Source organism: Robertmurraya mesotrionivorans (assembly GCF_050971805.1).
In the GTDB taxonomy this organism is placed as follows: Bacteria; Bacillota; Bacilli; order Bacillales; family Cytobacillaceae; genus Robertmurraya_A.
Map to the genome: position 1 here is coordinate 77,261 of NZ_JBPCCH010000010.1, position 21,711 is coordinate 98,971.

The 21,711-nt window shown below is 39.2% G+C and carries 24 protein-coding genes; 19 read left to right on the forward strand and 5 right to left on the reverse strand.

The window, feature by feature from the left end; all coding sequences use genetic code 11:
• The first annotated feature begins 7 nt into the window (after window positions 1-7).
• A complete protein-coding gene (galE, locus tag ACRX5O_RS16195; RefSeq protein WP_433906873.1) occupies window positions 8-994 on the forward strand; it encodes a UDP-glucose 4-epimerase GalE in 987 nt (328 codons plus the stop codon).
• A gap of 43 nt (window positions 995-1,037) precedes the next feature.
• Here galE and ACRX5O_RS16200 read toward each other — a convergent pair whose 3' ends face one another.
• Entirely contained in the window at window positions 1,038-1,730 is a 693-nt protein-coding gene (locus tag ACRX5O_RS16200; protein WP_433906874.1) for a spore coat protein, read from the reverse strand.
• A gap of 152 nt (window positions 1,731-1,882) precedes the next feature.
• Here ACRX5O_RS16200 and ACRX5O_RS16205 point away from each other — a divergent pair, with 152 nt between their 5' ends.
• Complete coding sequence (locus ACRX5O_RS16205; RefSeq protein ID WP_433906875.1) at window positions 1,883-2,041, forward strand: hypothetical protein; 159 nt, start codon at window positions 1,883-1,885, stop codon at window positions 2,039-2,041.
• A 571-nt stretch (window positions 2,042-2,612) separates the two neighbouring features.
• On the opposite strand, the gene ACRX5O_RS16210 is transcribed toward ACRX5O_RS16205, so the two are convergent.
• Window positions 2,613-3,527: a nuclease-related domain-containing protein gene (locus ACRX5O_RS16210; protein ID WP_433906876.1), complete on the reverse strand. Its 915-nt coding sequence runs from the start codon at window positions 3,525-3,527 to the stop codon at window positions 2,613-2,615.
• Window positions 3,528-3,779: 252 nt separating this feature from the next.
• Between ACRX5O_RS16210 and ACRX5O_RS16215 the strand changes: the two genes are divergently transcribed.
• From ACRX5O_RS16215 to ACRX5O_RS16250, 8 genes are all read left to right on the forward strand, one after another.
• A complete protein-coding gene (locus ACRX5O_RS16215; protein ID WP_433906877.1) occupies window positions 3,780-5,333 on the forward strand; it encodes a fatty acid--CoA ligase family protein in 1,554 nt (517 codons plus the stop codon).
• A gap of 58 nt (window positions 5,334-5,391) precedes the next feature.
• On the forward strand, window positions 5,392-6,168 hold the full coding sequence (locus ACRX5O_RS16220; RefSeq protein WP_433906878.1) for an enoyl-CoA hydratase-related protein: 777 nt from the start codon (window positions 5,392-5,394) through the stop codon (window positions 6,166-6,168).
• A 178-nt stretch (window positions 6,169-6,346) separates the two neighbouring features.
• Window positions 6,347-7,339, forward strand: a complete 993-nt coding sequence (locus tag ACRX5O_RS16225) for an ABC transporter substrate-binding protein (RefSeq protein WP_433906879.1) — start codon at window positions 6,347-6,349, stop codon at window positions 7,337-7,339.
• A gap of 69 nt (window positions 7,340-7,408) precedes the next feature.
• On the forward strand, window positions 7,409-8,440 hold the full coding sequence (locus ACRX5O_RS16230) for an ABC transporter permease (RefSeq protein ID WP_433906880.1): 1,032 nt from the start codon (window positions 7,409-7,411) through the stop codon (window positions 8,438-8,440).
• The gene (locus ACRX5O_RS16235; protein ID WP_391557775.1) at window positions 8,415-9,209 is read left to right on the forward strand and encodes an ABC transporter ATP-binding protein; all 795 of its coding nucleotides are present in this window, start codon (window positions 8,415-8,417) and stop codon (window positions 9,207-9,209) included. The genes ACRX5O_RS16230 and ACRX5O_RS16235 overlap by 26 nt, the downstream gene beginning before the upstream one ends.
• Window positions 9,210-9,359: 150 nt before the next feature.
• Entirely contained in the window at window positions 9,360-10,091 is a 732-nt protein-coding gene (locus tag ACRX5O_RS16240; RefSeq protein WP_433906881.1) for an AzlC family ABC transporter permease, read from the forward strand.
• On the forward strand, window positions 10,081-10,386 hold the full coding sequence (locus ACRX5O_RS16245) for an AzlD domain-containing protein (RefSeq protein ID WP_430776595.1): 306 nt from the start codon (window positions 10,081-10,083) through the stop codon (window positions 10,384-10,386). The genes ACRX5O_RS16240 and ACRX5O_RS16245 overlap by 11 nt, the downstream gene beginning before the upstream one ends.
• Window positions 10,387-10,514: 128 nt before the next feature.
• Window positions 10,515-11,789: a M48 family metallopeptidase gene (locus tag ACRX5O_RS16250; RefSeq protein ID WP_433906882.1), complete on the forward strand. Its 1,275-nt coding sequence runs from the start codon at window positions 10,515-10,517 to the stop codon at window positions 11,787-11,789.
• 37 nt (window positions 11,790-11,826) lie between these two features.
• Here the strand turns inward: ACRX5O_RS16250 and ACRX5O_RS16255 are convergent, their stop codons facing one another.
• Window positions 11,827-12,063, reverse strand: a complete 237-nt coding sequence (locus ACRX5O_RS16255) for an IDEAL domain-containing protein (protein ID WP_433906883.1) — start codon at window positions 12,061-12,063, stop codon at window positions 11,827-11,829.
• A 192-nt stretch (window positions 12,064-12,255) separates the two neighbouring features.
• Between ACRX5O_RS16255 and ACRX5O_RS16260 the strand changes: the two genes are divergently transcribed.
• Entirely contained in the window at window positions 12,256-12,819 is a 564-nt protein-coding gene (locus ACRX5O_RS16260) for a competence protein ComK (RefSeq protein ID WP_251521200.1), read from the forward strand.
• Window positions 12,820-12,841: 22 nt separating this feature from the next.
• On the opposite strand, the gene ACRX5O_RS16265 is transcribed toward ACRX5O_RS16260, so the two are convergent.
• On the reverse strand, window positions 12,842-13,216 hold the full coding sequence (locus tag ACRX5O_RS16265; protein ID WP_119707167.1) for a YhjD family protein: 375 nt from the start codon (window positions 13,214-13,216) through the stop codon (window positions 12,842-12,844).
• A 202-nt stretch (window positions 13,217-13,418) separates the two neighbouring features.
• Between ACRX5O_RS16265 and ACRX5O_RS16270 the strand changes: the two genes are divergently transcribed.
• The 6 genes from ACRX5O_RS16270 to ACRX5O_RS16295 all read left to right on the forward strand — a co-directional run bounded on the left by ACRX5O_RS16270 (window position 13,419) and on the right by ACRX5O_RS16295 (window position 18,702).
• Window positions 13,419-15,416: a S9 family peptidase gene (locus ACRX5O_RS16270; RefSeq protein WP_433906935.1), complete on the forward strand. Its 1,998-nt coding sequence runs from the start codon at window positions 13,419-13,421 to the stop codon at window positions 15,414-15,416.
• Window positions 15,417-15,567: 151 nt separating this feature from the next.
• A complete protein-coding gene (locus ACRX5O_RS16275; RefSeq protein WP_433906884.1) occupies window positions 15,568-16,206 on the forward strand; it encodes a TVP38/TMEM64 family protein in 639 nt (212 codons plus the stop codon).
• A 161-nt stretch (window positions 16,207-16,367) separates the two neighbouring features.
• Window positions 16,368-17,108: a 3-oxoacyl-ACP reductase FabG gene (gene fabG / locus ACRX5O_RS16280; protein WP_433906885.1), complete on the forward strand. Its 741-nt coding sequence runs from the start codon at window positions 16,368-16,370 to the stop codon at window positions 17,106-17,108.
• Between the two features lie 100 nt (window positions 17,109-17,208).
• Window positions 17,209-17,583, forward strand: a complete 375-nt coding sequence (locus ACRX5O_RS16285; protein ID WP_433906886.1) for an AMP-binding protein — start codon at window positions 17,209-17,211, stop codon at window positions 17,581-17,583.
• Between the two features lie 4 nt (window positions 17,584-17,587).
• Window positions 17,588-18,532, forward strand: coding sequence for an AMP-binding protein (locus tag ACRX5O_RS16290; protein ID WP_433906887.1), 945 nt, complete (start codon window positions 17,588-17,590; stop codon window positions 18,530-18,532).
• The gene (locus ACRX5O_RS16295; RefSeq protein ID WP_433906888.1) at window positions 18,502-18,702 is read left to right on the forward strand and encodes an AMP-binding enzyme; all 201 of its coding nucleotides are present in this window, start codon (window positions 18,502-18,504) and stop codon (window positions 18,700-18,702) included. The genes ACRX5O_RS16290 and ACRX5O_RS16295 overlap by 31 nt, the downstream gene beginning before the upstream one ends.
• Window positions 18,703-18,989: 287 nt before the next feature.
• Here the strand turns inward: ACRX5O_RS16295 and ACRX5O_RS16300 are convergent, their stop codons facing one another.
• Window positions 18,990-19,757 carry an alpha/beta fold hydrolase gene (locus tag ACRX5O_RS16300; RefSeq protein ID WP_433906889.1) on the reverse strand — a complete coding sequence of 256 codons (768 nt, stop codon included), beginning with the start codon at window positions 19,755-19,757 and terminating at the stop codon, window positions 18,990-18,992.
• Window positions 19,758-19,957: 200 nt separating this feature from the next.
• On the opposite strand from ACRX5O_RS16300, the gene ACRX5O_RS16305 reads away from it, so the two are divergent.
• Both ACRX5O_RS16305 and ACRX5O_RS16310 read left to right on the forward strand, forming a co-directional pair.
• Window positions 19,958-20,740: a DeoR/GlpR family DNA-binding transcription regulator gene (locus tag ACRX5O_RS16305; RefSeq protein WP_433906890.1), complete on the forward strand. Its 783-nt coding sequence runs from the start codon at window positions 19,958-19,960 to the stop codon at window positions 20,738-20,740.
• Window positions 20,733-21,599: a Cof-type HAD-IIB family hydrolase gene (locus ACRX5O_RS16310; RefSeq protein WP_433906891.1), complete on the forward strand. Its 867-nt coding sequence runs from the start codon at window positions 20,733-20,735 to the stop codon at window positions 21,597-21,599. The genes ACRX5O_RS16305 and ACRX5O_RS16310 overlap by 8 nt, the downstream gene beginning before the upstream one ends.
• The last annotated feature ends 112 nt before the right edge of the window (window positions 21,600-21,711 follow it).

A 21,711-nucleotide genomic window follows, 5' to 3' on the forward strand; every position in this document is an offset into this window, starting at 1 on the left:
ACTATGAATGGCAATTTTAGTAACAGGTGGAGCCGGCTATATTGGGAGCCACACAGTGGTAGAGCTTTTGAATCATGGAGAAGAAGTAGTGGTTGTAGACAATTTACAAACCGGTCATCTCCCAGCGGTAAAGGGGGCAACTTACTATCAAGTGGATTTACGCGATTCGAAAGCATTAAGTGATGTATTATCAAAGCACTCCATTGAAGCGGTGATTCATTTTGCGGCGAGTTCTCTAGTAGGAGAAAGTGTAGAGAAGCCGCTCATGTATTACGAAAATAATCTTATTGCTTCACACTCATTAGTCTCTGTTATGGTGGAGCATAATGTGAAGAAAATTGTATTTTCATCAACAGCCGCAACATATGGGGAACCGAAAGAGGTTCCGATTTCAGAGGAGTCAGAAACGTCTCCAACGAATCCATATGGAGAAACAAAGCTTGCTATGGAAAAGCTGTTCCGTTGGTGTGATGGGGCTTACGGCTTAAAGTCGATTTCACTGCGCTATTTTAATGCAGCTGGCGCTCACCCGGAGGGAATTATTGGAGAGGACCACACACCTGAAACTCATTTGATCCCTATTATTTTGCAGGTAGCATTAGGGCAGAGAGAGCATATTGGTATCTATGGTGACGATTATCCGACTGAGGACGGAACATGTATCCGCGATTATATTCATGTCATGGACCTTGCTAACGCTCACTGGTTAGCTTTAGAATATTTGCGTAAAAATGAAGTAAGTGATGTGTTCAACTTAGGAAATGGACGAGGCTTTTCTGTAAAAGAGGTAATCGAAACAGCAAGAACAGTTACAAAGCATGAAATTCCAGCTATAGTTAGTCCACGTCGAGCGGGAGATCCAGCTGTATTAATTGCATCATCTGAAAAAGCCCAGCAAACATTAGGCTGGAAGCCAAAGTATAACCAGTTAGAAACAATAATTGAAACAGCATGGAACTGGCATCAGAACAATCCTGGTGGTTATGAGAAATAGTATGTAGGTGAGGGGCTCCGTGGGATGGAGCCCCTTTTGTGTGTTATTGAAGGATGCGGTTTTGCTGATTGCTCTGCATGCCTTGCATATTTTGCATGCCTTGCGTACCTTGTGTACCACCTGTAGCGAACGAATTAAGCAGCTGTTGTGTATCTTCTTCTTTTAGCTGAGGAACTTGATAATATTCCTTTTTGTTTTGATATAAGAAGATTTCGTACGCCATTTCCAAATAGTTAGGGATACTATCCTGAAGCACGCGTCGAACAATCGGATTCGTTGCTTCACCAGCAGCCATCGTCATCGTTTGTGCAGATGACTTCATGCAGCCAAGCATGAGAGAAGATAAACACTTATCATCAATTTCAGCTGCAGATTGTTTCGGTTTAGTCGGTTGGGAGGATTTCATACCATAAACAACATCATTGGATTGCTTCATCATATAGCTAGAAGTTGGGTGACTTGGATCTTGTCCAGTTTTAAAACACTCGACCAACACATTATATTGATCCGTAATAAATTGACGTTGTCGAACGACAATATCCTTTAACTCTGGATCCTTAATCTGTTGTTCGAACATTAAATACTGATCAATCGTACCAAGAGTTCCCGAAATCACCTCATGCACATCAAGAATCTCATGTGCCCCGTGATTCACTGTTCTTGCCATATTCGGTGAAGCCATCATATTATTTGTAGAAGCAGTTTGCATATTGTTTTGCTGTTGTTGTGTTATCATCCGTCTCAACCCCCACTTTCGGATTTGTACAGCTAAATACCGTACGTGTCTATTATGGTGAAAGATGCGGGCGAGCATACGGGGTGAAAATTTGGGAAAAATGGTAGTTAGGTTATCCTAGAAGCTTAAAAATGAGCTAAGTGGGAACCAAAATGGAGTTAGGTCCCCGTGAGTATGGAAAAAAGAGCGTAGCGGTAATCAAAGTAGGAATTAGGTTCCATGAGCCGAGAAAAAAGAGCTTAGCGGTAATCAAAATGGAGTTAGGTTCCCATGAGTACGGAAAAAAGAGCGTAGGGGTAACCAAAGTGTGAGTTAGGTTCCCGTGAGCAAAGAAAAAAGAGCGTAGGGGTAACCAAAGTGTGAGTTAGGTTCCCGTGAGCAAAGAAAAAAGAGCGTAGGGGTAACCAAAGTGTGAGTTAGGTTCCCGTGAGCAAAGAAAAAAGAGCGTAGGGGTAACCAAAGTGTGAGTTAGGTTCCCGTGAGCAAAGAAAAAAGAGCGTAGGGGTAACCAAAGTGTGAGTTAGGTTCCCGTGAGCAAAGAAAAAAGAGCGTAACGGTAATCAAAGTGTGAGTAAGGTTCCCGTGAGCAAAGAAAAAAGAGCGTAACGGTAATCAAAGTGTGAGTAAGGTTCTCGTGCGCATAGAAAAAAGAGCTTAGCGGTAATCAAAATGGAGTAAGGTTCCCATGAGTACGGAAAAAAGAGCGTAGGGGTAACCAAAGTGTGAGTTAGGTTCCCGTGAACAAAGAAAAAAGAGCGTAGCTGTAATAAAAGTAGGAGTTAGGTTCCCATGAGTACGGGTAAATCCTAAAGCAGTAAGCAAAGCATAAGTGTAGTTTCAAATTCATCAATAAAGGCTTTATGGAACTGAATTTTTTACAATTTAACTTTTTAGAACAAAATGTGCTCTTCTACTATGGCCCTTTAATACAAAGTGGGATGACAACACCCGCCTCACAGTCTTCTTCGACTTCACCACACCCCCGCACCACTCATAAATAGCATTCGTTGTTACTAACCGATCCGGAAACAGCAGCATAAACTCATGAACGATTCTAACGATTGCATCGTCAGTACTTTCAATTGTTCCGCATGCACAGACTAATCTCGTTTCTGTAGCTTCTTTGAAAAATGTATAGCAGTGGGAACAATAAATTCCCTTTTGCAGCATCTCATAAGAATAATCAGGTTTTCTTTTTATAGGAGATGTCGTCAAATGATGAGAGAGAAGTTTATTTGCTATTTTCTCATGTAGATGAGTGGCTTTGGTGGGTTTGTTGGCAAGTTTTCTTAGTAGACGCTGGATTTGAGTAGGGTGGATAATTGGTGTTTTCATGGGGGCTTGATAGAGGGTGAACTCAGGGTTTACAAACACTAAAAATGGTTCGATAGGAAGCATACAGCCATGTTCCTGTAAAAAGCGTCGCAGCAAGGATTCGCTTCTTTGCAACTGTTCCAGGGGGTTTTTAATTTCCTTATCTGATAAAGTATACCAACGATCTCCTCTAACACAGAAATCCCCTTCAAAATTTTTTATCTCAAACAACAAAACGGATTCTTGAAAAATTGCTAGGGAATCCATTTGAAAAAGGTTATTACCGAAATCAAGCAGAACGTCATTTAACAGTAGAAACTCATTCGTCAATGTACTAACATATCGATCAAACAACAATTCGCCAGCGTAGCCTTTTTCAAGATGTTGGTAATGCGTTACATCTTTTTCACATAGGCTCATACGTAAAAATAAACTGCGATATAACAATAGGTTTTCTGACTCTTTTCTCGGTTTAAGTAACATCTTCCACATCCTTTCCTTTTCAGTGTATATCTTCTCAAATGATTTGTCTAAAAATTCATAAATGTATGCGTTTACACTTGTAAGCCTAATTAGCAACCAATATAATGGAAGTAGGGGTTTATCACTCTTTATGAATGAACACTCATTCATAAAGAGTACTTGAACAAATTCATGAACAAATCACACAACAAACACAACAACTCAGACCACCATACGAACAAACCAAAACAACCAAATAAAGGGGATGGAGCGATGAATTTATCTGCTCAGTTACACGAGACGGCAAAAGCATTGCCTCAAAAAACAGCGTATTATTTTAATGACGAGGCTAGCACGTATGCTGAATTGGATGGGGCAATTACGAAGTTTGCGTCAGGGCTAGAGTCACTTGGGGTCAAAAAAGGGGATCATATTGCGTTACTTTTGGGGAATTCACCATATTTTGTTGTTAGTTTGTACGGAGCACTGCGATTAGGGGCTACAGTGATTCCGGTCAATCCGATTTATACTCCGGATGAAATTGGCTATATTATTAAAAATGGGGATGTTAAAACAGTTGTTGCACTGGATCTATTACTTCCACTTGCAGAAAAAATGCATCATTTACTGCCTGAGGTTGAAAATTATATCATCTGTGAAACACCTCAAGGTAAGGAACGGGGGCTCAATAATAACAACTTAACGGTTGGAGATAAGCTACATACATTTACAAGCATACTCGCATCCGGTGACTTAAGTTATCAGGGACCTGAGCTTAATGAAGATGATATGGCAGTGATTTTGTACACATCAGGTACAACTGGAAAGCCAAAGGGTGCCATGCTCACACACAAAAATTTATACAGCAATGCAAAAGATACAGGCGATTATCTGAAAATGAACGAGGATGACCGTGTCATTACCACTCTTCCAATGTTTCATGTGTTTTGCTTAACGGTGGCGCTCAATGCACCTTTATTGAGTGGGGCAACCATTTTAATTGATCCAAAATTTAGTCCGGCTGAAATTTTCCGCTTATCAAAAAAATATCAACCGACTGTTTTTGCTGGTGTACCTACAATGTATAACTTCCTTTACCAATACGAAGCAGGAGATCCAAAGGACTTACAATCATTACGATTATGTATTTCCGGTGGTGCCTCGATGCCGGTTTCCTTGCTGGAAAACTTTGAGAGGAAGTTCAACGTGCTTATTTCTGAAGGGTACGGGCTTTCAGAAGCTTCACCGGTTACTTGCTTTAATCCGCTCGATCGTCCACGAAAGGCAGGTTCGATTGGTCAGTCCATTATTCATGTGGAAAACAAGATTGTGAATGAGTTAGGAGAAGAGGTTCCTGTCGGGCAGGTTGGGGAGCTTATCGTTTCCGGTCCGAATGTGATGAAGGGATATTATAAAATGCCCGAGGAAACACAGGCGGCCATTCGTAATGGTTGGTTATACACCGGTGATTTAGCTAGAAAGGATGAGGAAGGTTATTTTTATATTGTTGACCGGAAAAAGGATCTTATTCTTGTCGGTGGCTACAATGTGTATCCGAGAGAAGTAGAGGAAGTGCTTTATAGTCATCCAGATATTATCGAGGTGGCAGTGCTTGGAGTTCCTGATCCGGAACAAGGGGAAGCGGTGAAAAGCTATATTGTAACAAAGAATACAGAGCTAACAGAAGAGGACGTTCTTGCTTATTGTCGTGAGCGGTTAGCAAAATACAAGATTCCTAGTTCTGTAGATTTTCTTGAAGAGCTTCCAAAGAATACAACCGGGAAAATTTTACGAAGAGCGTTAAAACAACAAATCATTCAAGCATAGGATTAGAAAAAAAACAGGCTGAAATATGTCTGCTTTTTGATTGAAGGAGGAATGATCTGTGAGCCTTATTCTTTTTGAAAAAAAGGACTTCATCGGTTTTGTTACCTTGCATCGTCCGGATGTCATGAACGCTTTCAATTATGATTCCTTGCAGCAACTTCAGGAAATTGTGCAAAAAGTTCGTCATGACCGGGAAGTGCGTGCTGTCCTAATCACCGGTTCAGGTGATAAAGCCTTTAGTGTAGGTGCTGATTTAAAAGAACGGAAACATCTCTCTTCAGATGATGTGATGAGAAATGTACACAAAATCGGAGAAGTATTTTCAGAAATAAGTGAGCTTCCTCAACCAACGATAGCAGCAATTAATGGATACGCATTTGGTGGTGGAATGGAGCTGGCTCTAGCTTGTGATTTCCGTCTTGCGGTAAAAGGCACTAAAATGGGGTTGACCGAAACGAGTCTTGGAATCATACCTGGTGCAGGTGGTACACAGCGTTTGCCACGTTTAATAGGTGAAACAAAAGCATTGGAGCTTATTTTAACTGCTAGAAAAATAACAGCTGAACAAGCAGAACAATTAGGGCTCGTGAACAAAGTAACTGAATCGGATGCTCTTATGAATGAGTCCTTAGAGCTGGCTAAGGAAATGCTGGCTAATGCACCTGTTGCCCTTCAGCAAGCGAAATTTGCTGTTCGTCAAGGGATGTGTGTAGATTTGAATACGGCATTAAAAATTGAAAGGAAAGCTTATGAGGTAACGATACCAACTGAGGATCGTAAAGAAGCGTTACAAGCCTTTAGTGAAAAGAGAAAACCGAATTTTCAGGGAAAGTAGATAAAAGGACCAGTCGGAATCGATTGGTTCTTTTTTGTAGTATAATAAATATTTAGAAAATTTATAAAAAAGACTTGTAGAAAAGAACGGCTCCTTATATAATTATAGGTAGATATTTTAGTGCATAAAAGCATAAAAGTAAAAAAGTGATAGAGAGAGAGTAAGAGGGGGAAATATTATGCTAAGAAAAATGAAATCACTCGCTGCCATTTCGGTTGCAGGAGCATTATTCTTAAGTGGCTGTGGCAGCTCAGAAACAGATAATGCAAACGGAGACTCAGAAGTAAAGACACTTAAAGTCGGTGTAACTCAGATTGTGGAGCATCCGTCGTTAGATGCTGCTCTTGAAGGCTTCCAAAAAGCGCTTGAAGAGGAAGGGCTTGAAGTGGAATATGATGTGCAAATTGCACAAGGAGACCAAAATAATAACCAATCGATTGCTAACAACTTTGTTGGTGATAAAGTGGACCTGATTTTTGCTAACTCAACACCAAGTGCATTGAGTGCGTTAAACGCAACGAAGGAAATTCCAATTGTGTTTACATCTGTTACTGATCCTGTAGGTGCTGCTCTTGTAACGGCTATGGATCAGCCAGGAGAAAATATTACAGGTACAACAGATACACATCCAGATGCGATTCCGAATATGGTTAATTTTATGAACGAGAACTTTAGTGGTAGTACGGTTGGAGTTATTTATAATTCAGGTGAACAAAATTCAGTTGCCCAAATTGATCTTGTGAAGGAAGCGATAAAAGGGACAGACTTGAAGCTTGCTGAAGCTACGGTTTCTACTTCTTCTGAAGTAAAGCAAGCAGCTGAATCATTAATCGGTAAGGCTGATATGTTCTATATCATTACTGATAACACAGTTGTTTCAGCTTTAGAGTCTGTTATTCAAGTAGCTAATGATGAAGATTTACCGTTGTTTGTAGGAGAGCTAGATTCAGTAAAACGCGGTGGTTTTGCAGGATTTGGCTTTGACTACGGTGATATCGGTTATGAAGCAGGAGTTATGGCTGCACAAATCCTAAAAGGTGAAAAGAAGGCATCAGACTTACCTGTTCAGTATCCACAAAACCTAAAGCTATTAATCAACCAAACAGCTGCAAAGGAAATGGGTATTGAAATAAAGGATGAATGGAAAGAACTTGCGGAACTTGTAGACTAATGAATATTGGTTTGGGCTTCTGGATTTATTCCTTGAAGCCCTTCCGTATGTAAGAAAGGAGAAGCATCTATGTTTACAGCGATTTTTTCATCAGTGGAGGCAGGTGCCATTTACGCCCTTATGGCGCTTGGCGTGTACTTGTCTTTTAGAATACTAGACTTCCCCGATTTAACGGTGGATGGTAGCTTTGTAACCGGAGCATCAGTTGCTGCTATATTAATTGTGTCAGGTACCAATCCTTTTATCGCAACCATAGCGGCACTTGTCGCAGGGTTTATTGCCGGTTGCATGACGGGGCTTCTTCACACCAAAGGAGGAATCAATCCCTTATTGTCTGGGATATTAATGATGATTGCTCTTTATTCGATCAACCTACGAATTATGGGGAAATCGAACGTTCCACTTTTATCAGAGGAAACGGTTATTACAAAGATTTCGGATTTTTGGACGAATTTAAATATTGATCAGACAATCGGCTCGTTGTTTGCTTCCATAGGGTTAGCTGACTATACTCCAAAAACATGGGGAATTTTGCTTTTTATGATCATCCTTGCATTTATTATTAAAGGATTGATCGATGCCTTTTTAAAGACAGATATCGGCCTTGCGTTGCGCGCGACAGGTGACAATGAAACGATGATTCGAAGCTTTTCTGCTAACACAGATACGTTAAAGGTAATCGGTTTAGGTCTATCAAATGCCCTCGTTGCCTTTGCTGGGGCACTGATTGCTCAGTACAATGGATTTAGTGATGTTGGAATGGGTATTGGTATGATTATCATTGGTTTGGCATCGGTAATTATCGGGGAAGCAATCTTTGGGGCGAAAAATATTGTTCGTGCGACCTTCGCTGTAATCGGTGGTGCGATCGTGTATCGAATTATTGTTACGTTGGCGTTACGAGTAGAGTTTTTAGAAACGGGAGATATGAAGTTAATTACTGCGATTATTGTTGTTTCTGCCCTTGTTGTTCCTAAGCTGGTTAATCAGCAAAAAGAAAGACAACGTAAGAAAAAACGCCTGCTTGAATCAGCATTAAGAGAAAATAACTCCTTAGAGAAGAGTGGTGAACAGCTTGCTGCAGCTAAATCAGATTTATAAAGTGTTCAATGAAGGCACACCGGATGAAAAGATTGCCATTAATCATGTCAATTTGTCTTTGAATAAGGGAGACTTTGTCACTGTGATTGGAAGTAACGGAGCTGGGAAATCAACTCTTATGAACCTTATCTCTGGGAAAATGTTTCCTGATATTGGTCAGGTGAAGGTAGATGGCCAGGATGTTACTACAATGAAAGAGCATAAACGTTCCCGTCTCATTGGTCGGGTGTTTCAGGATCCAATGGCAGGAACAGCTCCTTCTATGACGATAGAAGAAAATTTAGCAATCGCCTACTCAAGAGCATCCTCACGAGGGTTGAGCAGAGGAGTAACCAAAAAACGCCGTGAGTTTTTTATCGAAAAATTAGAGTCACTTCATCTTGGACTTGAAAATCGTCTTCAGGCGAAGGTTGGACTTTTATCAGGAGGGGAGCGCCAAGCATTATCCTTATTGATGGCAACCTTTACTGATCCAAAAATCCTTCTTTTAGATGAGCATACAGCTGCTCTTGATCCATCACGAGCGGAGCTTATTACAAACTTAACTAGAGATATCGTGAATGAAACGAATTTAACTACTTTAATGGTCACCCATAATATGCAACAGGCACTTGATCTTGGTAACCGACTGATTATGATGGATAGTGGGCAAATCATTTTTGAAGCAAATGAAGAGGAAAAATCAAAGCTAACTGTCGAAAAGCTTCTAGAGGAATTCCAGCGTATTCGTGGTTCTAAAATGAGTAGTGACCGTTCGGTACTTGTATAGAGAACACATCAGAGAGACTCTCTGTGTGTTTTCTTTTTTTGTGTCTCTTGCTGGATATTATCTGTCCAGGTATAATATTCGATATTGAGTTTCCAGTTTTATGTATTTTGTTAGATTCGTAGAGGATAGACAACATGGTGGTGAATTTTTTTGGAAGAAGTAGTTTCTGTTAGAAGTAACAGTGAGTTTCGAAAGGGAATACAAGCAGGGTTGTCGATTGGCATTGGCTATTTTCCGATTGCGTTAACATTTGGATTGCTAGCAAAAACAACAGGACTTACTGTTACTGAAACCGTACTAATGAGTATCATTGTATTCGCTGGTGCTTCTCAATATATTTCACTTAGCTTGCTCACGCTTGGTACAGGAGTATTTGAGATTGTATTAACAACATTTATTGTAAACATCAGACATTTTCTCATGTCAGCTTCCTTGAATGAAAAAGTTGAAAAGGAAGGGACTTCACTTAAAATGCTCTATTCATTTGGAATAACAGACGAGACGTTTTCTGTTGCCGCATTAAAAGATGGAAAGGTTTCGACTGGATTTCTGTTTGGAGTCATTACCGTTTCATATTCGAGCTGGGTAATTAATTCGGGTTTAGGCCATATTATTGGTGCTTCTCTACCACAGACTCTTCAAGAAAGTATGTCGGTTGCTCTTTATGCGATGTTTATCGGACTTTTGGTTCCTTCGATGAAAAAGAGCGTGAAGGTGGTCTTTTTAGCGGTAATAGCCGCGAGTTTTAATACGATATTTACGATGACAGAAGTCATTTCTACTGGCTGGTCCATTGTCGCTTCCACTTTGCTATCAGCTATTATAGTGGAAGTTGTTCAAACTCTAAGGGGGCGGGAGGGAGAGCAGGTACATGAAAAGTGAGATTCTATGGATGATTATCGGAATGGGATTAGTCACTTATATTCCAAGGATGCTTCCGTTCGTCCTTTTTAAAGGAAAAGAATTACCCTCATTTTTGCAAGGAATTCTGAAAAATGTACCATATGCAACGCTTGGGGCACTAATATTCCCTGGCATATTATTTATTCAAGATGATCTTTGGTATGGCGTTCTTGGGGCTGCAGCCGCGTTTATCGCTGCTTTTCTCGGTGCTAATGTAATAATAGTCGTTATTGGCTCAATCACGGTACTTACGGTGTATTCTTATTTTTTCTAAGCTGTTTCTCCTGGAGGAACAGTTTTTTTAATATCTTTTGGGATATAGTAATTACTGGTTCTAAATCCTATTTTTATAACTAAAATAAGTACAAAAGGATTGGACAAGGTGGAAAGGGGAGATATTTTTTGGCTAAGAAAATTGGCTTGTACGGTGTGCTTGCCTTTTGTTTATATGTACTCTTTTTTTACTGGTATTTATTTTATTTTTCTCAATCAAGCTTGCCTTTTGAATACCAGGGAACGAAGGCAGATCCTGCTACTTTTTTAAATGAAAGAGAGTTAATGTTAACAGAAGAATACTCGAAAATTCGCAACTTCTTGTTTTTTATCTCGACCCCAATTGAATGGTTATTTTATTTGCTTATTCTATTGTTTGGTCTATCTAAGGCGTTTAAGCGATGGTCGGAACAATCGGCTAAATATCGGATTCTCCAGCAGGCAATTTATTTAATTTGGTTGTCGGTAGCTGCCTTTATAGCTACGACTCCATTAAGCTATGTTAGCTATTCACTCTCAAAGAAATACAATATTTCAACCCAATCCTTTTCGTCTTGGATGAAGGATGAGTTGATCGATTTTTGGATTAATTATGGTACTTTGTTTCTCATTGTGACTGTTCTGTATTGGCTGATGAGAAAGAGCGGTAAGAAGTGGTGGTTTTATGCGTGGTTAATTTCCATACCGTTCACTTTATTTATGATGTTTTTACAGCCAGTAGTGATTGATCCATTGTACAATGATTTCTATCCTCTTAAAAATAAGGAGCTTGAGTCTAAAATCCTTGATATAGCGGACTCAGCTGGAATTCCTGCGGAGCATGTATTCGAAGTGAATATGGCAGAAAAGACGAATGCCCTCAATGCGTATGTAACAGGGATTGGATCTAATTCTAGAATTGTTTTATGGGATACGACTCTTAATCGATTAACCGAAGACCAAATTCTATTTATCATGGCTCATGAAATGGCACATTATGTGGAAAAGCATTTGTATATTGGAATTGCTGGGTATTTGGTGTTCTCCTTGCTAGGACTTTTTATCATCTCGAGGTTAATGAGAGTGATTGTGAGCAGATGGGGAGAGGCATTAAAAATTTCTGCGGTTAACGATATTGGATCGCTCCCACTGTTTCTTTTGCTGTTATCGCTGCTGATGTATGTATCAAGTCCATTTTCAAATACGGTGTCACGATACCAAGAGATGCGTGCAGATCACTATGCAATTGAAATGACACAGAATTCTGAGGCAGCGATTGGAACATTCCAGGAGCTTACGAAAGCGGGGCTTAGTCAGGTAAATCCACCTCTACTTGTAAAAATCTTCCGTTATGGTCATCCAACCATGCTTGAGCGTATTACAAGAATTGAAGAATATGAACTTGAGCAAAGAAATCAGCAATAAGAAAATGGGGCCCTTTATAAGGAGCCCCATTTTTTTATTATGTTCCAAATCGTTTCGTCAACAGCTTGTATTCATTTGATAGCTTAAAAAACTCTTGTCTGTTTCTTTCGTCAATGGCTTGATCAATTCGTTTTGTTAGTTTTTCTTTTTCCACTTTTAACAATGATTCTGACAGCAGCATCTCAACGTACAAATCTAACACAAATGATTCCTTCGCTTTTTTACGATTCATGGCACTGGATTTCATTAGCTCTGTATAAGATTTTTCTTTCATTGAAATCACCTCTGATGTCTTTTTCATATTATATTTAACAATATAGAAAATATCAACAGAATTTTTAAAAAATTTAGAAAGTTTGAGTTTCAATTGTGAACTAATTCCGAATTTTTTACAAAATCTAATATTGTTTTTATTCAAGCTGATATGATAGGAGGTGAATCAAAATTGTGATAAGGAGATGAAAGAATGAGAATGCAGCATCAAAGAAATCTGGTAGAGGAGTACGAAATTAACCCATTTACGATGGTGATTATGCCTACTACGTATGGGTGCAAAACATATTCAAAGGTATATGAAACAGAAGATACCTGCCTTTCCCCTTTTAAGCCCATTGAAATCATAAAAAAAAGCTGTCAGTTTTTTGGATCAAGTTATGAAGGTAGAAAGGACGGAGTAAGACAGCTAACTGGAATTACACATAAGGTCCCCATTCCTGTTTCCCCTACAAATTTCATCTATTTTTTTCCAACCACTTCCCCCGATAATTCGGAATGTATTTGGCTTGCTCATGAGCATATCGTCGATTATAAAAAGGGTGATAAGAGTGAGACGACGGTCATGTTCACGAACAAGGAAGTCATGAATATTCCAATTTCCTACAACTCTTTTCACAACCAAATCTCAAGAACCTTGCTAGTACGATCCAAGTTAGGAAAGCGTCTAGAGGATACAAGGACCATGTATGTGAATTTTGGGAAAAAGATGAGGGCGTCAGAAAACCAACTGGATTATGGAAATTACGGCCATTAAGTTAACATGAACAGGAGCAGCTCTATGCTTCTGTTTTGTTATTTTGTCGCTTATATAAATAATACTCAAGCAGTTCTTGGACTTTGTTTCGAATTCTTGGATTAAAATAATTATGATGCTCTTCGTATCCTTTATAAAGAAAGGTGAACATTGTAAATGCTTCGTCGTGATTGGACTGGTATACTTTCATTTTATTTTTACTCATATAGCGCTTAATCTCACTAAGCTCCTTTTGGACGACTTTCATGGTTTCTTCAATTAAATGAAGATATGGTTCCTTTAACTTAATCGTACTTGTGTTAACACTTTGAATGTCACGATTTAGAACGGTAAGTACCATTGGTAAGTAGATGGCCTGCTCAATCATATTTCTTTCTTCCGGTGGAATTCTAGTCATATTTATCGAACCTTTCAGACTAAAATAGGAACATTTGTTCTCTTTCATTTTATACGATTCAAGAGGGAAAGGCAAGATGCTACCTTTAACGATTTATTGGAATGTTGTTGTGCGTTAGTTTGCGAAAAGAAAAAAGAAAAAATAAGTTTTTTAGAAGGAATCATATTTCTGTTATCGAAATACATAAGTAAATATGAAGGAGATGATATGGGTGAATAAAAGAACGTTAGTGGCAGAAGATTTATATCTACTAAAATCAGTAGCAGACCCGCAGCTAGCTAGCAATGGACAAGACCTTGTGTATATTCAAACGTCAATCGATGAAAAGAAAAATGAGTATGTCTCCAATATTTATTACATGAATGTAGAGGAGAAATCGGAACCTGTTCAATGGACTTTTGGTACGGAGCGAAATTTTTCTCCAAGATGGTCACCATGTGGAGAGAAGGTAGCGTTCGTTTCAACGAGAAGCGGAAAGGGACAAATATACATACTGCATAAAAAGGGTGGGGAAGCAAGGCAGCTTACAAACATCGCTAATGGGGTTAGCGATCTGGTTTGGTCACCTGATGGAAAACAAATCGCTTTTACTACCGGGTTAAAACCAGGGGAAGAGCTTAGTGAGAAAGAAGAGAAAAGTGAGGAAAATCCAAAACTGCTAAAACCATTAGTAGTAGAGAAGATGAAGTATAAATCGGATGCAGCCGGATTCCTAGATGAGAAAGTAAAACAGATTGCTATCGTGAACGTCGAAACTGGAGAAGTACAGCTGATTACTTCGGGCGATACGGATATCCATTTACAAAGCTGGTCACTAGATGGGAATACACTTGCAGTATCAGCTGATCTAAGCGAAGATACAGATTTTTCGTTCATAAGTGACTTCTTTTTATTAGATATAAAAACAAAAGAGCTAAGAAAAGTAACAGAAGGGACAGGTTATTTTGGCAGTGCAAGCTTTTCTCCGGATGGAAAATATATCGGACTGTTTGGTCACGAAAGAGAATTTGAGAATGCGACTTTGACCAAGCTTTGGATTTATGATGTTGAGGGAGAAACATTATCTTGCTTAACGGAAGGAACAGACTTGCTTGTCGGAGACTTTGCAATCGGGGATTTTCATCAAGGGGTAGTCACTCCAGGCCTGCTTTGGGGAGAAAACAGTACGAGTTTTTATTTCTTGGCAACTGATCATGGAAATACAGTTCTATACTACGGTTCGGTAGAAGGCGAGCTGTATCCAGCATTGCTTGATAAGCAGCATGTATACGATGCAACTACGGGTGGACAAGTGAATCGAGCAGTCGTTGCAATCAGTAAACCAACGGAGCCAGGAGATCTTTACCTACTGGATGTACCAACGGGAGAGCTTAAGCAACTGACAAATGTAAATAAAGAATTTCTTGAGGAGGTCGTCCTCGCTGAAGTGGAAGAAATTGAATTTACATCCACCGATGACTGGCAGTTACATGGTTGGATCATGAAGCCGGCTACATTTAATGAGGGTGAAAAGTATCCTTGTATTTTAGAAATACACGGTGGACCTCACGCCATGTATGCCAATACGTATTTTCATGAATTTCAAATGTTAGCTGCTGCTGGGTATGCTGTTTTATTTATTAATCCAAGAGGCAGTCACGGGTACGGACAGTCATTTGTTGATGCAGTCCGTGGAGATTATGGTGGAAGAGATTATGCAGATTTAATGGATGCAGTCGATTATACATTGAAAAAGTTTGACTTTATAGATGAAAATAAATTAGGGGTTACTGGCGGAAGCTATGGCGGCTTTATGACAAACTGGATTGTTGGACACACGGACCGATTTAAGGCGGCAGTTACTCAGCGCTCCATTTCGAACTGGATTAGCTTTTACGGAGTAAGTGATATTGGGTATTATTTTAACGCATGGCAAATAAAAGCGGAGCTTGAGGACTTAGATACATTGTGGAAGCATTCCCCACTCGCCTATGTAAAAAGCATAGAAACACCTCTCCTTATTCTGCATAGTGAAAAGGATTATCGTTGTCCAATCGAGCAGGCTGAGCAGTTATACATTGCGTTAAAGCATCGAAAAAAAGAAACAAAATTCGTGCGTTTCCCTGAATCGAATCATGAGTTATCAAGAAGAGGGAAGCCTAATTTACGAATCGAGAGACTAAACCATATTCTTGGATGGTTTAAAGAGTATATTCAATAATCTAGTAAGTACCCACGGGAAACGAGTCCTGTGGGTATATTTGTCATAAAATGGACGAATTCGTTCTCTTTTTCAATTAGGAGGTGTACAATATGAAAAAAAGGACCATGTTAGAATAATATGCAGCTTATTTACGTGAGGAGATTAAGTAATGGATGTAGAATTAATCAAAGCTTGGTTTACTCTTGAAAATATTATGGACTTAATAGAAAAATACCGTTCCTTTGGTCCACTACCGGGAATATTACTTCCATTACTAGAAGCGTTCCTTCCGTTTTTACCACTTTTCCTTTTTGTGATGGCAAATGCAAGTGCATTTGGATTATGGTTTGGATTTTTATTTTCTTGGATAGGTGCATCTGGTGGAGCATTAATTGTTTTTCTCTTAGTTAGGAAGTTTGGTCAAAAGAGAATATTAAACTTTTTAAAAAAGCATCCCCAAGTACAAAAACTCATGGTTTGGGTGGAGAACCATGGATTTGGACCACTGTTTTTACTTTTATGCTTTCCTTTTACACCATCAGCTGTTGTGAACATTGTAGCTGGTCTATCTAAAATAAGTATTGCTCAATATATGCTAGCTGTTTTGACCGGGAAAATGGTGATGATCTTTACGATTAGCTTTGTTGGCTACGATATACATTCATTGATTACTCAACCCGTTCGAACAGCGATCGTTGGTTTTGTTATTATATTGCTTTGGTTTATAGGAAAAAGGATTGAGGCCCGTCTCAACCGTGTTGAAACGAGAGTAAGTGAACCGGAAAAGATCAAAATAAAGGACCGATAATCAACAAAAAGGAGGGATGAAGATGAAAAGGTTTGCCCCTGTTATACAAACAAAACTACTTCCCCCTACAGTAAAGGAAGGGCTAATTCGGTGGGCAAAGCTCACGAATAAAATGAAAGCGGTGCCAAAATAATAGAGTTTTTAAACTGAGGAGGAAAAGTATGAGATTACAAGGGAAAGTAGCAATCATTACGGGGGCAGCAAATGGAATTGGCTTTGCCGCAGCGAGTTTGTTTGCGAAAGAAGGAGCAAAGGTGGCTTTAGCGGATTACAATACCAGCTTAGGAGAAACAAAGACAGAAGAATTAAAGGCACAGGGGTATCAAGTGGCTTTTTTTCAAGTAAATGTGGCTGATCGTGATAGTGTAAATGCAATGGTGGAGGGAGTAGTTGGTCGTTTTGGCGGAATTGATATTCTAGTAAATAATGCTGGAATTACTCGTGATGCGATGCTGTCGAAGCTAGCGATTGAAGATTTTCAGCAAGTGCTTGATGTAAATTTAACTGGGGTATTTCATTGTACACAAGCAGTGCTTCCTATTTTAGTTTCTAACGGAAAAGGGAGAATCATTAACACGTCATCTGTCTCTGGAGTATACGGCAATGTTGGTCAAACCAATTATGCTGCCACCAAAGCAGGCGTGGTTGGTATGACAAAAACATGGGCCAAGGAGCTTGGACGTAAAGGAATCAATGTAAACGCAGTGGCCCCAGGCTTTATCGCTACAGGAATGACAGCCAAAGTACCGGAAAAAGTATTAGAGCAAATGAAGATAATGGTCCCACTTGGTCGACTGGGAAATCCGGAAGATATTGCGAATGCTTACCTATTCTTAGCATCGGATGAATCAAACTATGTGAATGGAACAGTGCTGCATGTTGATGGGGGAATCATGATGTAACTAAGGGGCTAGTCCAAATATATGGGCTAGTTTTTTTGCGATCTTTTCCGTGTAACTTCTTCTCATTAAAATAAAATCATCATAATAGAGGGAGAGATTTATGGTGAGGTGGGAAGTTGACTGGCTTGAGAATCGGGCAAGATTAACACCAGACAGGATCGCGCTTGTAGAAGCAGAAGGCAACTATTCGTTAACATATGGAGAATTAGTATCAAATGGTAGAAAACTAGCCTGTTGGTTAAAAGCGAAAGGCATTCAAAAAGGAGATCGAGTGGCACTTCTTGCTCCGAATAGTGTAATGTATTTTGAGCTCCTGTTCGCATGCAGCAAACTAGGTGCCATATTCGTACCAATCAATTGGAGGCTTACTTCACGTGAAATAGAATATATACTCGAGGATTGCTCGCCTAAAGTCATCCTGTTTCATGGTAAATACACTAACTGCATAAGAGAACTAACCCCCCATACAAAATAAGAGCATGACGATAGATTGTAGTATTTTTAATAAGAAAGAATTCATTGACTGGTCAGAGGAAGTAAAAGGTAGTGATCCGTTGGCGATTATTTATACTGGTGGCACAACAGGCAAACCTAAGGGTGTAGTTTTAACTCATAAGTCCATTCTCTGGAATAGCATAAATACAGTGGCTAGCTGGGGATTAACGAGTGAAGATATCACTTTAAACTATCTACCGTTGTTTCATACAGGTGGCCTTAATGCTCTGGCAATTCCCATCCTTATGGCAGGGGGAAAGGTGGTTCTTGCTTCAGACTTTGATCCTGTTGAAGCTGTTTTGTTTTTAAATGAATACTGCTGTACGATTGCTCTGTTTGTCCCCACGATGTATCACTTAATGGTTCAAACCCCAGAGTTCCAAGCGAGCCATTTTCCAAGTATGAAAACTTTTTTATCTGGTGGTGCACCGTGTCCGTTAGAACTTTACGAGCCATTTCAAAAAAAGAATTTATTTTTTAAAGAAGGATACGGTTTAACGGAGGCGGGACCAAATAACTTTTATATTCATCCATTAGAAGCAAGAAGGAAAAAGGGGTCAGTGGGAAAACCAAAGTTATTTAACGATGTGAAGCTGTTGGGTCAGGATGGAAAGGAAGTGTCGGAGGGAGAAGTCGGTGAGATTGTGATCGTTGGTAAACACACATTTTCCCACTATTGGAACAACATAGAGGCAACGGACCAAGCAAAAAAGGGTGAATGGTTGTATACAGGGGATTTAGGAAGAGTTGACGAGGAAGGATATTATTATATTGTTGGCCGGAAAAAAGATATTATCATCACAGGTGGAGAAAATGTATATCCGCTAGAGATAGAGCACTGGATTTCTTCCTTAAGTGAGGTAGAAGAAGTCGCAGTTGTAGGGTTACCCGATCCTAAATGGGGAGAGGTAGTAACAGCCTTTATTTAAAAAAGGATTCTACAATGGCAAAAGAGAACATCTATGACTACTGCAAAGGAAATTTGGGCTCTTATAAAATACCAAAATATATCTTCTTCGTATCCGAACTCCCAAAAACACATGTAGGAAAAATAGACAAACAACAATTGAGATTGATCGGTGAAAAGATTAAAGCTTGATGGTGAGGAGGAATCTCTTATAGAGATTTTCTCCTTTTTTGTGTGAGGGGTGTGATCAGTGCCGGTAGTTGGGGAAACTGTGCTTGGATGGGAAGCGAGGTTGCCCCTAACTGCCCGCTAGGACGACAACTACCCATGAACGGTCAAATAGAACAGTTCTAATTGCCCGCTAGGACGGTAATTCCCCATGAACGGTCAAATAGAAGAGTTCTAATTGCCCACTAGGACGGTAATTCCCCATGAACGGTCAAATAGAACCGCCAGCCAACCTCCTTCCCATTCCTCACCTACTGCCTATTCAACAAATACCCCGTAATAATCTGATTAACATAACTAGGCTGTCTGGTTGGCAACTGGTGCGATTCTCCTTTTATAACAAAGATCTCGACATCAGCCAGTACTTTTTTATACGTTTTAATGTACGTATTAAACGAATCGGATCTGCTTCCGTACATTAGCAGAACAGGTGCAGTGATTTTTGCTAAATCATCTTTGCAGTTAAAATGCATAACGTCATAATAGTATTTTGCCCAGACATGATGGTTTGCTTTGTACATATGCTCTGATAAAACTTTTCGAAATTGTCGATCCTTTGTATGGGAAATGGCAAGAACGTTAGCTAAAAACTTTTTACCTTTTGTTGCAGCAAATACTCCTAAACGATGCTCATTTTTTATCATCCAATGATCAACAATAGGATAACCACCGGATAAGATGAGAGTATGGACTCTGCTTGGATGATGTATAGCCAAATATTGAGCAATTGCTCCACCAGAGGAATAACCAAAAATAACAGCCGCTGTAATATTTAACTGATTCATAAACTCAATGATATCCTCGCCAAATCGTTCAACGGACACTTCTCTTTCCACATTGTATGAGCTGTCCCCATGTCCAGGTAAATCAGGCAAAATAATGCGGAAATGCTTGGATAAAGCTTTTTGCTCGTAAAAAACTTTCCTTCCCATGCCTGGAGGATGAAGGAAAATAATAGGAATTCCTTCACCGATATCTTCATAATAGATACGTTCATCATTACTTACGATGCTCTTCATGCAGTATCTCCTATCCATGTTTCTTTATGAATAGTATGTGAAAAATGAGTGGTGTTCAAAGTAGGAATAAAATACCAGTCGATAAAAATATAAAAACTGCCTAACTACTTAATTGTAATTAAAAATACTTAAATTTATTGAAAAAATTCGTGTAATTACTTATAATTACTTATAAATAATTAATGAGAGATGAAAAAACCATGTATCAAGAAGAACGTTTAGTAGCTATTCTTAGTTATTTAAAAGAACATAAACGAATTACTGTTGAAGAAATTTGTTCAGAATTAGAGGTTTCAAGAGATACCGCTAGAAGAGACTTGGTTCGCCTTGAAGAGGAAGGGCGAATTATCCGGACGAGGGGAGGGGCATTGCTTCCAACCGAACATCAGATGGTTATGGACTATAACCATCGCTTAAAGGTGGTTTCTAGTGAAAAGCAGGTGATTGGGGGAAAAGCCGCAACATTCCTAAAAACAGGAGATGCCATCATTTTAGATGCTTCGACTACAGTTCAAGCATGTGCCGAGCATGTAGAAAATATGGAATGTACGATTATTACCAATTCCATTAACTCTGCAGAAATTTTATCAAAGCATCCACTCATCTCCATTCATCTTGTTGGAGGAGAGCTTCACAAAAAGCATCGTTATTTGTTTGGATCGCAGGCAATTGAGAAATTGGCACAGTATTCTGTTGATAAAGCTTTTATTGGAGCAGTGGGTATATCCGAAATGGGATTGACAAGTGCTCATGAAGAGGATGGAATGTTAAAGAAAAAAATGATGCAGCAGGCTAGACAAGTGATTGTATTAGCAGATCATACAAAATTTGGAGTCAATGGTTTCTTTCAATTTGGAAGTTTTACAGATATAGATGTACTAATCACAGATCGTATGCCTAGTGGTGACTTTATGCAACTCTTACAAGAGAAAGGTGTTGAGTTAGTCATAGCTGGCGAGGGGGAGGAAGAAGAAAATGACTAATCTAATCGCAATTGACTTAGATGGTACATTGTTGAGCCACGAAAATACCATCAGTGCTGAAAACATGGAGGCGTTGACTTTTGCCCATAATCAAGGAGTAATGGTCGTAATTGCAACAGGACGTTCTTATCATGATGTCAAAAACATACTTAATGAATATAACTTTCCCATTACTCCATGGATCATTTCAGCGAATGGATCAACCATTCATCATCCGAACGGTGAGAAAGTTCACTCGGTTCCCATTGATAAAGATGCAGCAGAACCAATCTTGAAATGGCTAGAGGATGAAGGCTTCTATTATGAAGTGTTTGCCGACAATTCATTGCTTACACCACAGCATGGGAGAGAACTACTAGCAATGGAAGCAGAAAAACTGAGAACGGAAAATCCTTCTGTCAAAGAAGAAGATATACAGCGGGCATTAGCGACTCAGTACAGTCAAACGGGATTTGAATTTGTCCCCTCCTATCAAGACATCATTAGTAACGATGCAGATATTTATAATATTCTTGCCTTTTCCTTTCATGATGAAAAATTAAATAGAGGAAAAGAAAACTTCCGAGGATTAAAAGGATTGAATATTGTTTCGTCGGGTAAACATAATTTTGAATTTATACATGAAAACTCCTCAAAAGGAAAGGCTTTAGAAAAATTAGGAGAAATCATACAAATTCCACTTCTAAAAATGGCAGCAGTGGGAGATAATTACAATGATATATCCATGTTAACGATGGTAGGAAGAAGTGCTGCCATGGGAAATGCTGATGATGCAGTAAAAGAAAAAGCACATGAGGTAACTCTTGAAAATCATGAACATGGAGTTGCTCATTTTATCTATCGTCTTCTAAAAAAATAGGTATCCATGGTTGGCGTAACTTGATCGCAAGGCGTGACAACCAAGATATAAAAGGTCAACCATATCGGTTGGCCTATTTCATTTCTTAATTTCAATTTTAAAAATGGAAAGA

Bases quoted from the DNA above. Each gene is read 5' to 3' on its own strand.
- galE (WP_433906873.1), top strand. From the start codon at position 8: ATGGCAATTTTAGTAACAGGTGGAGCCGGCTATATTGGGAGCCACACA.
- ACRX5O_RS16200 (WP_433906874.1), bottom strand. From the start codon at position 1,730: ATGATAACACAACAACAGCAAAACAATATGCAAACTGCTTCTACAAAT.
- ACRX5O_RS16205 (WP_433906875.1), top strand. From the start codon at position 1,883: ATGGAGTTAGGTCCCCGTGAGTATGGAAAAAAGAGCGTAGCGGTAATC.
- ACRX5O_RS16210 (WP_433906876.1), bottom strand. From the start codon at position 3,527: ATGTTACTTAAACCGAGAAAAGAGTCAGAAAACCTATTGTTATATCGC.
- ACRX5O_RS16215 (WP_433906877.1), top strand. From the start codon at position 3,780: ATGAATTTATCTGCTCAGTTACACGAGACGGCAAAAGCATTGCCTCAA.
- ACRX5O_RS16225 (WP_433906879.1), top strand. From the start codon at position 6,347: ATGCTAAGAAAAATGAAATCACTCGCTGCCATTTCGGTTGCAGGAGCA.
- ACRX5O_RS16230 (WP_433906880.1), top strand. From the start codon at position 7,409: ATGTTTACAGCGATTTTTTCATCAGTGGAGGCAGGTGCCATTTACGCC.
- ACRX5O_RS16245 (WP_430776595.1), top strand. From the start codon at position 10,081: ATGAAAAGTGAGATTCTATGGATGATTATCGGAATGGGATTAGTCACT.
- ACRX5O_RS16255 (WP_433906883.1), bottom strand. From the start codon at position 12,063: ATGAAAGAAAAATCTTATACAGAGCTAATGAAATCCAGTGCCATGAAT.
- ACRX5O_RS16260 (WP_251521200.1), top strand. From the start codon at position 12,256: ATGAGAATGCAGCATCAAAGAAATCTGGTAGAGGAGTACGAAATTAAC.
- ACRX5O_RS16265 (WP_119707167.1), bottom strand. From the start codon at position 13,216: ATGACTAGAATTCCACCGGAAGAAAGAAATATGATTGAGCAGGCCATC.
- ACRX5O_RS16270 (WP_433906935.1), top strand. From the start codon at position 13,419: ATGATATGGGTGAATAAAAGAACGTTAGTGGCAGAAGATTTATATCTA.
- ACRX5O_RS16275 (WP_433906884.1), top strand. From the start codon at position 15,568: ATGGATGTAGAATTAATCAAAGCTTGGTTTACTCTTGAAAATATTATG.
- fabG (WP_433906885.1), top strand. From the start codon at position 16,368: ATGAGATTACAAGGGAAAGTAGCAATCATTACGGGGGCAGCAAATGGA.
- ACRX5O_RS16285 (WP_433906886.1), top strand. From the start codon at position 17,209: ATGGTGAGGTGGGAAGTTGACTGGCTTGAGAATCGGGCAAGATTAACA.
- ACRX5O_RS16290 (WP_433906887.1), top strand. From the start codon at position 17,588: ATGACGATAGATTGTAGTATTTTTAATAAGAAAGAATTCATTGACTGG.
- ACRX5O_RS16295 (WP_433906888.1), top strand. From the start codon at position 18,502: ATGGGGAGAGGTAGTAACAGCCTTTATTTAAAAAAGGATTCTACAATG.
- ACRX5O_RS16300 (WP_433906889.1), bottom strand. From the start codon at position 19,757: ATGAAGAGCATCGTAAGTAATGATGAACGTATCTATTATGAAGATATC.
- ACRX5O_RS16305 (WP_433906890.1), top strand. From the start codon at position 19,958: ATGTATCAAGAAGAACGTTTAGTAGCTATTCTTAGTTATTTAAAAGAA.
- ACRX5O_RS16310 (WP_433906891.1), top strand. From the start codon at position 20,733: ATGACTAATCTAATCGCAATTGACTTAGATGGTACATTGTTGAGCCAC.